The sequence below is a fragment of the Agriterribacter sp. genome (assembly GCF_035444585.1).
Lineage (GTDB): Bacteria > Bacteroidota > Bacteroidia > Chitinophagales > Chitinophagaceae > Agriterribacter.
The window spans coordinates 46,801-57,134 of the sequence record NZ_DAOMOZ010000002.1 but is presented as its reverse complement, the minus strand read 5'-3'; the positions used below and the strand labels follow the sequence as shown (position 1 = coordinate 57,134).

The following is a 10,334-nucleotide window of genomic DNA, read 5'->3' as shown; positions in this document are numbered from 1 at the left end:
CGCTCAGTCGTACTGCCGTGGCGCCGATGGTGAGATTTTTGTTCGCGAGGTAATCCAGGCGAAGTCCCATATAATTGCGTTGCTGCATGCCAAAAGCCGCCTGGTTCTCGAATTGTACATCTACCGGTATGCCCGAGCTGAGAATGGCCTGGTTAAGTATTTTAACTGTGCCCAAGCTGTAATTTACCTCGTAATCGGCGCCTTCCTGCAATTGGCGCCCTCCGGCAGTAACCGTTACAGAGCCCTGGGGTACATTAAAGGCATTCAGCGATATTTCGGACTGACCGAGTGAAGAAGCCTTCGCCACTCCTTTCATCACAAAGCGGTTAAGATTGGCATAAGTTTGAGCGATGGCCTTAATGGTATCGTACAGCGGGAAGTAAAGATATTTTTGTTGCAGCGCCGGATCGCTGAACGCAAAGGCCAGATCTCGTCCAAAGGGTTCCAGCACGGGAAATATGATCTGGGCTTTGTCGGACATTACCGTATAACCTTCCATAAAGTCAAAAACACCATCGGGCTGGGGGTCGTTCTGATTGTTCAGCCGGTCGAGGTTCAGCAGCGTGAGCAGGGGCACACCCGCCTGGTCGCCTTCCGGTAAGTATCTTTTTTGCCCCCCGCCGGGTTCATCATATAAAACGTTGAGTTGGAAATCAGTGCGGTCTAACGAAGAGAGATAATCACCGTTATCGCTTTTAAGTGTATAAATATTTTTCATCATCAGGTCCCATATCGGGAGCTGCGTTCGGGCCGATGTGGCTTTTAATAATTTCAGGAACAGCACTTTCTGAACGCCGGAGGTGGAATCTACCGGGATATCCTGCGAAAACTCGCCTACCTGGTATACCCGGCCGTTGTAGGAATATTGAAAGGCTACGGCCAACACTTCGTTGGGTTGCAAGGCCCCGTTAAGCGACAGGTAACCCAACTGCGGATTATAAACATACTGGCTTGAATCGAGCTTACGGGCAAAGGTCTTTTCAAAATCCTGTACCTGGCGCAGGCCCATCCCGGTAAGGTTGCCCACTACCAGAGAAGGGTTCCTGTTGGCCTGGTTACCGGTGATCTGGCGGTAAAGGTTGTTGGCGTCGTTGCCCGGCAGCTCAAGATCATTCCCTGATCCTCCCCAGGGTCCATATGGATTGGGCTCGCCGATATCCATCAAACCCACAATATCCCTGGTGTCGGTAGTGGTGCCCATCCTGTTGGTTACCCAAACTTCAAGTCGCATTACCTGCACCTGCGAGCTTATTACCGGCATGGTTTTCATGGCGTCGTTGTACTTTTTGTTGAAGTACTGCGCTAATAAAAAGTGCCGGTTTTCATCATAATCATCACCCCTCACTGTAATTTGTGATGTGGATGCGCCGCCCTGGAGGGCCCTGGATTGTCTTTGCGACTTTTGGGTGGCAAATACGCCGGTTACCCAAAGCTTGCCGAACTGCAACTGTGTTTTTATCCCGAAAAGCGATTGTGCACCCGGTATTAAAGTGCCCTTTGATGCGAAGCTGGTATTGCCCAGCTCAATTTTTTTAATGATCTCATCTGTAGTGCCCGTATATTCTAATTTCAACTGGTTTTCCCAATCGAATGTGGATTGTGTGTTATAGGAAATGGGAAGCTTTACTTTACTGCCAATATTGGCGATCACGTTAAGATTGGCCGCCATGTCAAAGTCAAAGCCGCCATTTTTCCTCGCTCGTTCAGGCAATGTAGGGTTTTTAATGTTTTGCCCCTGGTAACCGGCAGTTATGGTTACATTGCCCTGGGGCCGGATATCTATTTTACCGTTTCCAAACAAGCGGTTGAACAAATCATCGGTAGCGGTGAGTTTGGGGCGGAGGAGGCTCCTGTTCATTAAGCTGATGGTATTGGCACGCTGCCTGAAATAATCGTTTTCCTGCTTTCTTGCCCGTATCCTGTTGAATTCATCAAAAGTGAGGGATGTGGGTTTCCGGTAATATTTGTTGCCTATTTTTTCAATGATGTAATATTTCTTTTCTTTAGGGTCGTAGATCACCGAATCGGTGATGTTGGCGGGGTCCTGCAGATCGAAGCCGCGGAGCCGTGATGAAGTAAGCTGATCGCCCCGCCTGTCTGATATAGGGTATTTTAGCGAATCCAGAAGTGGCAGTGAGTCCTGTGTTGAGGGTACAGTATCTCCGGGCTGGTAAGCATTACCGGCATGCAGAGGTGAAGCATATACCCCGATGCCAAACATTAATAGTGCAGCAACACATACTGTTATACAAAGTATGTTCCGGTTTCTTAAAGCCAATTTTCCCTTCTTGTTTAGTAGGTAAATTTTTTCTCAAATAAGCTGTAATGCTTTTTTAATTAATGTTTCCAGATTTTCGGTAGGGGGGGCGGATGCGGCGGCTTTTTTAACTGCATTCTCTGCCATATTGCGTGCAATGCCCAATGCCACCAGGGCATTTAACGCATCCTGCTCCAAAGTATTGTTTATGAGCGCAGAACCGGTGGTTTCGGAGCTGGTTTTGCCCATTTTATCTCTCAGCTCAAGCACGATCCTTTCTGCTGATTTTTTGCCTATTCCTTTTATTTTTTCCAGGCGCAGGGTGTCTCCCTTTATAATGGCCTGCGCCAGTTCAGCAGGCTGCATAGCCGAAAGCATCATCCGCGCCGTAGAAGTACCTACTCCATTTACGCTGATCAACTGGGTAAATATATTTTTTTCGGCCATGTCAAAAAAGCCATACAGCGTATGTCCGTCTTCTTTCACATGCAGCCAGGTATACAGGGAACCTTTTTCGAGCGATTGTATTTTTGAATATGTATTGAGGCTTACCTGCACTTCATAACCCACTCCGTTAACGTCCACATGCACTACTGCAGGAGATTTATATACAAACTTGCCTGTTACAAAAGCTATCATCTTTTAATCAAAGAAGGCAAAGATAAAGGATTGTGTTTGCAGAAAAAGACCTGATTCATATTTGTAGCTTTATAAAAAATCAATGCACAACAGCGTTTCTTTTTAAAATCGGTATATCCCATGTACCCGCTCAATTTTTAAGCCGGAATTTTTGGAGGAAGCTATTGTTTGTATTTTTTGAGGACGGAATATTTAAAAAGCACTGTAAAGCCGGTTAACTGCTTAAAATATAATTAACCAAAAAGCCGTATCCTGAGATTTGGTTTATCACTATAATTGTATTTTCGTGCCCAATTTTGAAATACAAGTGAATATGAGTTCAAAAATTACTGCCGCCATTACTGCTGTTGGTGGTTATGTTCCTGATTATCGCCTCACCAATGCCGAACTGGAAAAAATGGTAGATACCAATGACGAGTGGATACGTACCCGCACAGGAATAACGGAAAGAAGGATATTGAAAGGTAAAGATCTTGGCACATCTGATATGGTGGTTCCGGCGGTACAGGAAATTTTAAACAAAAGGAAAATAGGACCCGAAGAAATAGATTGTTTGATTGTGGGTACTGTTACACCCGATACAATTTTCCCCTCTACTGCAAATATTGCCTGTTATAAGCTGGGGGCGGTAAATGCGTGGGGATTCGACCTTGCGGCTGCCTGTTCGGGGTTTTTATATGCTTTAACTACGGGGGCTGCTTTAATAGAAAGCGGGCGATACAAAAAAGTAATAGTAGCCGGGGGGGATAAAATGAGCGCCATAGTTGATTACAGCGACCGCACTACCTGCATTATTTTTGGTGATGGTGCGGGGGCTGTTTTACTGGAGCCCGATACGCAGGGATTTGGGGTACTGGACAGTATTTTAAGAAGCGATGGCGCAGGCGGACATCACCTGCACATGAAAGCAGGGGGTTCTCTTAAGCCTGCCTCCATAGAAACCGTTACCAATAAAGAACATTATATATACCAGGAAGGACAGCCTGTATTCAAGCATGCCGTAAGAGATATGGCAGATGTGAGCTATGAGCTGATGCAGCGCAACAACCTCAGTGCAGATGATGTGGCCTGGCTGGTTCCGCACCAGGCCAATAAACGTATCATAGACGCTACAGCCAACCGCATGGGACTTCCGCATGAAAAGGTGATGCTCAATATTCAAAAGTTCGGCAATACAACTGCAGGCACTATCCCGCTTTGTTTGTGGGAATGGGAGGAGCAGCTAAAAAAAGGTGATAATATTGTACTGTCTGCTTTTGGCGGAGGCTTTACCTGGGGAGCCACATTGGTGAAATGGGCGTATTAAATTATTTATGGTTTTTTGTTTATGGTTTATTGTTACGCTCATGTGGGCTATGGAATATTTCCGGTAACCTCACCTGTACTTATTGAGACAGCGACTGGTCTGAAATCCATTATTGTGATCTGAAGCTTTTCCTGATCTTTTCAATAAGGTCTATTTCAATGATTTTTTGAGCCAGCAGGATCATGTTCTTAAAAGATGGCCCGCGTGATATGCCATGCCCGATGATCACAGGCTTATTGACACCCAGTACCGGAACTCCGCCATACTGCTCAAATTCGAAACGATCAAAATACGCATCATGAATATTGCGGCGTTTTACTATGTCGTAAACGCTCTCGGCCATTTTAAGCATTACATTGCCTGTAAAGCCTTCACAAACGATCACATCTGCTTTGTCTAAAAAAACATCACGTCCCTCAATATTGCCAATAAAGTTGATTAAAGCGTCTTCCTTAAGCAGTGGATAGGTGGCCTGCGCCAGCAGATTACCTTTGCCTTCTTCTTCACCGATATTGAGCAGGCCTACCCTGGGGTGCTCAACATTCCATACATGCTGTACAAACAGGGAACCCAGAACGGCGAACTGGCTAAGGTTTTCGGGCTTACAGTCGGCATTGATCCCTGCATCTAATAAAAGCCCGAGACTGCCATTTTCCCGGGGCATATAGGCGCCTATGGTTGGGCGGCTTACGCCTTCTATGGGTTTAATGCTGTACAGTGCCCCAACCAGCGTAGCGCCGGTATTGCCCGCGCTGATGAAGGCGTCTGCTTTTCCGGAAGCCAGTAAATGAAAACCGATGGCTATAGAAGATTGTTGTTTTTCTTTAAGCGCTTTTGTGGGATGTTCGTGCATGTCAATTATCTGTGCTGCATGAACAATGGTAAAGTTTTCCGGCTTTAAGGGGTATTGCTGTAAAAGCGCCTGCAATTGAATTTCATCTCCGATCAAAAAAAGATGGGCAGGGGCGGGCGCTTCCCACAGGTATGCCGATGCTCCTTTAATGGCTTCAAGGGGGGCGAAGTCGCCACCCATCATGTCTAAGGCGATGTTCATGCAGCAAATTTGGGGAAAATCTGAAAAATACAAATCCCAAATCCAAATAATAATAATTTATCCGGAATTGGGAATGATGCCGGCTGTTCGGTTAATTGTAATACGTTGTATTGTTGTTAGAGGTGAAATGTAAGAAGTGAATAGTAATTCATCCCTATCTCTTTCACAAAGGATACAACCATACTTATGGGTAACTTATTATCGGGAAAGCTATTTGACCGGCGATTTTTCTACTACTACTTTGCCTTTGTAATAGAGCTTCCCTTCGCTTACATGCGCACGGTGGCGTACATGCGTTTCGCCTGTAGCGCTGTCTTTGCTTAATGTCACTGTCTCAGCGGTATAATGTGTTCTTCTTTTTGCGCTGCGCTGCTGAGAGTGTCTGCGTTTTGGATTGGGCATAACACTAAATTTTAATTGTTTCTGAATTTGTCCAGATCTTTCCAGATCGGGTTTTCATTTTCTGTTTTGCGTTCGTTCAATTTTCTGAGCATATCCAGCGCTTCCCGGTTACATTTTGAACTGCCGTCCGATTTTTTTTCGCAGGTGCGTTGTAATGGAATGCTCAGGTTGATAAATTCATATATCCAGCCTGCCACATCAATATGGCTTTCGGTTCTTGATATATAATATACATCCGGATCCTCTTCAGAGGCATTCATTTCATCGGGGTCGTCTGCCATTTTCACCAATACTTCAAAATCATCCCACAGATCTTTTTCCAGGGTATTGCCACACAAGTCGCACAACAAGGTAACGGTTCCCCCGATCTCAAATTTAAGCATGAGAAAAGAGGTTTTTTTATCCAGGGTCAATTTTACGGTAACGTGGGTATCTGTAAAATCCTGTGGCTGGTGCTCTGCAAAGAACCTGTCATCGATCTCGTAAACATATTCATGCCTGCCCGGCTTTAACCCCACAAAAGCAATCTCATATTCATGCCGGTTTATCATGCTTTCTGTTTTAAGGTTTGCAAAGGTAGTAAAATCAGTTGAAATAATGCAATGATAACGCATACCGGGAGTAATATTTTCTTTACATTGAAATTCATTGATTAATAGTATGTTATATAATGTATTTTCCCAATATAAACATACAGAACCACAACATCGCCTGCCGAAATTGGCTTTCGTTCAGCTTGTTGTAGATTTGCCTCCGGAGTACTAAAATTATGAGAGGATTAAAACCCTTTTTGCCTTCGGGTTTACTTTTTTTGCTGCTCAATGCACTGTTAATGCTTTTTCAGCAAATGCTCACCGGGTATGGCTTTAATGTGCGGGTGCTGCTGTTGGGAAATGTGTTTTTATTCGGGTTAAGCATCATTTCGTTTTTGCTTCAGCAAAAAGCCGCGAAATCTACTTCGCCACAGCTCCTTATCCGTTACTTTTATATTTCTTTCCTGGTAAAGCTCATACTGGTGGCTGCAATGGCTTTGGTATATGCAAAAACCACCGCTAAGGTAAACAGGGCATCTGTAATAGCCTGTATGGTGTTTTACATGTTGTATACTTTTATTGAAATAAGCATATTGCTCAAAGCCGGTAGGCAAAAAAATGCGTAAAAAAAAAGAAGCCCCGCTTGGTACTTTAAATCACTATCTGCCCCCCGGCGCCTATCATACGGTAATGCAATATCTGCAGCATTACAAAGTGCATCTTACCATTACCAAAGAGCGGAGAAGTGTTTTAGGAGATTACCGGTTCGCTGTGCACGGCAAAAACCACCGCATTAGTGTAAACGGCAATCTGAATGCTTTTGCATTCCTGATCACTTTATTGCATGAGCTGGCGCATCTCATAGCTTTTGAAAAATACGGAAACCGGATCGCATCTCATGGTAAAGAGTGGAAAATGGTATATGGAGAGATCTTACACCAATTTTTACTGCTTGATCTTTTCCCGCCCGATATTGCCGGCGAAATAAAAACAACCATGCACAGTCCTGCGGCCGGCAGTTGCGCCGAAGATGGTTTGATAAGAGTGCTGAGAAAATATGATCAGAAAGGAAACAATAAAAAGCTTGTGGAAGAAATTGATGTCAACGGGTCATTCCAAACAGATGATGGCAGGATATTCAAAAGAGGTGACCGGTTGCGGAAGCGGATCAGGTGCTTAGAAATAAAAACGGGCAAAATATACTTATTCAGCCCGGTATATGAAGTAACGCCTGTATAAAATTCCTGTTCTCCCGGGTTAAGCCTTTTCCAGAAATACGGTATAAGTTCCATCGGCACCGGGTATCCCCGTACCCGTAATGGCATAAGCTATCGTTAACGTTGTGGCATTTACGTCAATAAGCGTTAAAATTAATGGGTCGCCGGTAGTTTGGGCAAATTCAATTTTGGTTTCATTATCGGTCAGCTTCCATGTGCCCGATTGAGCAGTGGAGGGATCGCATACTTCGGCGCCTTCGTCAATGGTATAGGTGTCATCTGTCTTGAGCGTAAAAATATTATCTTTCAGGCATACGATCTGGGAAACAGGAAAATCAATAACGCTGGTTCCGCCGGCATTTTTTACATCGGCTACCTTCCATTTATTAGACAACAGCTCTTTTTTGGTTGGCGGGGCGGGTTCTTCATCTTTTTCTTTTTTGCAGGAAGCAAATACAAGAGCAGAGAACAACAGGAGGAACAATGCGTATTTTCCAAACAAAAGGCTCTTCTTCATAAAAAGGGTTTATAACATTAAAAAAGCTGTACCGTTTTGCCATGCGTGGCATAAATGAGTGTAAAGATAATGAGACGGATCAACTCAGCATAGCCATAATCCCATAAAGAATAAAATAACTTAAGGCAACAAAGGCGAAGAAAAGTTTTTCTGCATTTTTCATAAATGGCACGGTTTATAATTAAAAATTAAACGGTTTCCCGGTAATTAATGTTGTACAAATAGTGGGTTTTTCTTTGAAAGCGGCGATGCACACCCTGAGGCTAACCGGTTTTACATAGCAACGGGCCATATAATTCATATTCCATGCCAGATATGAATGATCACAGGTGAAAAGAATGTAAAAAAAGAAAAATTACCTTATGAGTGTGGTGGTTCCTTTTAAATGGAACACGCGGCCGGTATCGGTATGCATGTATTCTAATGTCCATACATAAGTGCCGCTACCCAGCATTTTTCCGTTCATTGTGCCATCCCATTTTTTAACGCGGTCAGTAGTTTCAAATACTCTTTGTCCGTACAGGTTATATACCCTGAAAATAAGGTTGGCGGCTTTATAAGCGTTTAGGGGATAGAGGTAATCATTAAGATTATCGCCATTAGGGGTAAACGCAGAAGGGATGTCAATATAACAACTGCTTACCAGTTTAACCTTTTTCACTGCAGTATCCATGCAGCCGTGGTTATTGGTAACAATAAGCCGGATATCGTATTGCTGGTCTGTTAGTGGTGCAGAATAAGATTGTGCGGGAGGCAATTTGAGAATGCTGTTTGTACCATTGCCCAGGTTCCAGCTCCAGTGCAAAATATTACCGATACTGGCGTCTTTGTATATTACCGGATCCCGGGGGCATATAAATTCCGGAGCTTCAAAATCCGCTTCCAGCTCGTTATCCAAAAAAACATCAGCAGATACGGTATCGCTGCAAACGCCATTTGAAACAATGAGCGTTGTATTCTTATGACCCGGAGTTGGGTATGTTTTCTGAAGCTGGCTGCTGTTACCTGAAGTATGATCATCAAACAGCCATTCCCATTTGTTAACCCCGTTAGCGCCATTATGTGAATAAATAACGGCATCAGCTTCACAGTCATATAAAATAGAGAAGTCAAATGCAGCAGAAACAGTATCTTTTGTGGAGAAGCTTAAAGCGGCTCCGGCAGGCGTTTCTTCTCCGCATTCATCAATAATGGTATTGCCGTCACTTCCTTTCTTCAATATTATCGTGTAAGATCCATTTGTTAATGCAGGAGCCGAGAGTTTTACGTGAATTACACTGCTTAGCCCCTCATCATTGCATTGGCCGGAAGCGGCAGCAATGGTTATGCCCGGCGATCCGTTTATGATAAAGTCGCTTCCGTCTGCAGCGATTGAATTACAACGTATTGGTTTTTTAAACACCAGTTGTAGGAGGTTTGGAGAGCAGCCCGGGGTGGTTAAGCTATCCATTGGGGTTGGCTGAACGGGTAAAACGCTGAATGGAATGCTTTCTCCTTCTTCAATGCCGCGGTCGCAATTGTCGAGCAGGGTATTGTTATCTGACCCCTTTTTTATGGAGAGTGAATAATCGCCCGGTGGCAGGGGGTTGTTGAGGGTAATGGTAACAGAGTCCATATCAAAACCGGTAAGACAGGCTGCTGCAACTGCTCCGGTAACGGCAGTGCCTCCATAGGAAACAGAAAAGTCGCTGCCGTCAGCCGCAAGGGTATTGCATCTCATTTTTTTGTTCAGCTTCAAAATAATATTTCTTCCATCGCAGTAAGCCCTTGCATCTGAGAGATGCGGAACTTTTGGATCTGTTATATTGGCTGTACCACCTTCAAAACTAAGTTTATACCCGCTTTGATTGGTTATGGTGAAATGACTCACCAGCAAAAGATACTGGTGTCCTTCAATAAGTGCGGGCATTTTACTTGTATTGGGATAATCAAACCCGGCGCAATTTGTAAATGAGCCGGCATTGGTTGCGGTGCCGGTTGCACCGGGATGGGCCGACCAGTTGCTTGCAACATATAAGCTACGGTCTGTATACACATCGGCCGGATCGCGACCTGTAATATCGAACAATTGCCAGTCATAATCATCTGATGCGGTGAGCGGAGTAATGGTGAGCCCGAGGGTACCTGCGGAAAAACAGGTGAACTTATACCAGAACGGGTTAAGATCACCGTAGGCCGCATTATCATTTTCACAGCCCGGAACAGGGATTGTGCGGCCACCGCAGGCAGGAACCGTTTGTTGTGCAAAAGTAGATGTGCCACATACCGGGAACGCCGTACCCGGATTTTGCCCCAGGTTAGTACAGACTTGCGCAGAGACACTGCTCAACAGGGTGATACAGATAAAAATAAGAAGAACAGTTTTCCGGCGCATTGTCGACAAATGGTGATATTATTTACAGTGAGATG

10 protein-coding genes are annotated in these 10,334 nt (G+C 44.5%); 3 read left to right on the top strand and 7 right to left on the bottom strand.

All coding sequences use genetic code 11. The features are described from left to right. Both sov and ruvA read right to left on the bottom strand, forming a co-directional pair. Positions 1-2,278, bottom strand: a 2,278-nt coding sequence (sov, locus tag PLH26_RS00480) for a T9SS outer membrane translocon Sov/SprA (RefSeq protein ID WP_324584003.1), incomplete at its 3' end; no start/stop codon positions are given. Positions 2,279-2,311: 33 nt separating this feature from the next. Then, the gene (gene ruvA, locus PLH26_RS00475) at positions 2,312-2,896 is read right to left on the bottom strand and encodes a Holliday junction branch migration protein RuvA (RefSeq protein ID WP_324584002.1); all 585 of its coding nucleotides are present in this window, start codon (positions 2,894-2,896) and stop codon (positions 2,312-2,314) included. Between the two features lie 313 nt (positions 2,897-3,209). Between ruvA and PLH26_RS00470 the strand changes: the two genes are divergently transcribed. Beyond that, positions 3,210-4,202 (top strand): beta-ketoacyl-ACP synthase III, encoded by a 993-nt coding sequence (locus PLH26_RS00470; RefSeq protein ID WP_324584001.1) that lies wholly within the window; start codon positions 3,210-3,212, stop codon positions 4,200-4,202. 109 nt (positions 4,203-4,311) lie between these two features. Here the strand turns inward: PLH26_RS00470 and plsX are convergent, their stop codons facing one another. From plsX to PLH26_RS00455, 3 genes are all read right to left on the bottom strand, one after another. Continuing rightward, positions 4,312-5,256: a phosphate acyltransferase PlsX gene (plsX, locus tag PLH26_RS00465; protein ID WP_324584000.1), complete on the bottom strand. Its 945-nt coding sequence runs from the start codon at positions 5,254-5,256 to the stop codon at positions 4,312-4,314. A 210-nt stretch (positions 5,257-5,466) separates the two neighbouring features. Continuing rightward, the gene (rpmF, locus tag PLH26_RS00460; RefSeq protein WP_324583999.1) at positions 5,467-5,658 is read right to left on the bottom strand and encodes a 50S ribosomal protein L32; all 192 of its coding nucleotides are present in this window, start codon (positions 5,656-5,658) and stop codon (positions 5,467-5,469) included. A gap of 11 nt (positions 5,659-5,669) precedes the next feature. Then, the gene (locus PLH26_RS00455; RefSeq protein ID WP_324583998.1) at positions 5,670-6,209 is read right to left on the bottom strand and encodes a YceD family protein; all 540 of its coding nucleotides are present in this window, start codon (positions 6,207-6,209) and stop codon (positions 5,670-5,672) included. Positions 6,210-6,427: 218 nt separating this feature from the next. On the opposite strand from PLH26_RS00455, the gene PLH26_RS00450 reads away from it, so the two are divergent. Both PLH26_RS00450 and PLH26_RS00445 read left to right on the top strand, forming a co-directional pair. Next, entirely contained in the window at positions 6,428-6,817 is a 390-nt protein-coding gene (locus PLH26_RS00450) for a hypothetical protein (RefSeq protein ID WP_324583997.1), read from the top strand. Next, on the top strand, positions 6,810-7,430 hold the full coding sequence (locus PLH26_RS00445; RefSeq protein WP_324583996.1) for a SprT-like domain-containing protein: 621 nt from the start codon (positions 6,810-6,812) through the stop codon (positions 7,428-7,430). Before PLH26_RS00450 ends, PLH26_RS00445 begins: the two co-directional genes overlap by 8 nt. A gap of 18 nt (positions 7,431-7,448) precedes the next feature. Here the strand turns inward: PLH26_RS00445 and PLH26_RS00440 are convergent, their stop codons facing one another. Beyond that, on the bottom strand, positions 7,449-7,925 hold the full coding sequence (locus PLH26_RS00440) for a DUF5004 domain-containing protein (protein WP_324583995.1): 477 nt from the start codon (positions 7,923-7,925) through the stop codon (positions 7,449-7,451). 355 nt (positions 7,926-8,280) lie between these two features. Then, positions 8,281-10,299, bottom strand: a complete 2,019-nt coding sequence (locus PLH26_RS00435) for a T9SS type B sorting domain-containing protein (protein WP_324583994.1) — start codon at positions 10,297-10,299, stop codon at positions 8,281-8,283. Between the last annotated feature and the right edge of the window lie 35 nt (positions 10,300-10,334).

Coding starts and splice junctions, on each gene's coding strand:
- ruvA (WP_324584002.1), bottom strand. CDS start 2,896: ATGATAGCTTTTGTAACAGGCAAGTTTGTATATAAATCTCCTGCAGTA.
- PLH26_RS00470 (WP_324584001.1), top strand. CDS start 3,210: ATGAGTTCAAAAATTACTGCCGCCATTACTGCTGTTGGTGGTTATGTT.
- plsX (WP_324584000.1), bottom strand. CDS start 5,256: ATGAACATCGCCTTAGACATGATGGGTGGCGACTTCGCCCCCCTTGAA.
- rpmF (WP_324583999.1), bottom strand. CDS start 5,658: ATGCCCAATCCAAAACGCAGACACTCTCAGCAGCGCAGCGCAAAAAGA.
- PLH26_RS00455 (WP_324583998.1), bottom strand. CDS start 6,209: ATGATAAACCGGCATGAATATGAGATTGCTTTTGTGGGGTTAAAGCCG.
- PLH26_RS00450 (WP_324583997.1), top strand. CDS start 6,428: ATGAGAGGATTAAAACCCTTTTTGCCTTCGGGTTTACTTTTTTTGCTG.
- PLH26_RS00445 (WP_324583996.1), top strand. CDS start 6,810: ATGCGTAAAAAAAAAGAAGCCCCGCTTGGTACTTTAAATCACTATCTG.
- PLH26_RS00440 (WP_324583995.1), bottom strand. CDS start 7,925: ATGAAGAAGAGCCTTTTGTTTGGAAAATACGCATTGTTCCTCCTGTTG.
- PLH26_RS00435 (WP_324583994.1), bottom strand. CDS start 10,299: ATGCGCCGGAAAACTGTTCTTCTTATTTTTATCTGTATCACCCTGTTG.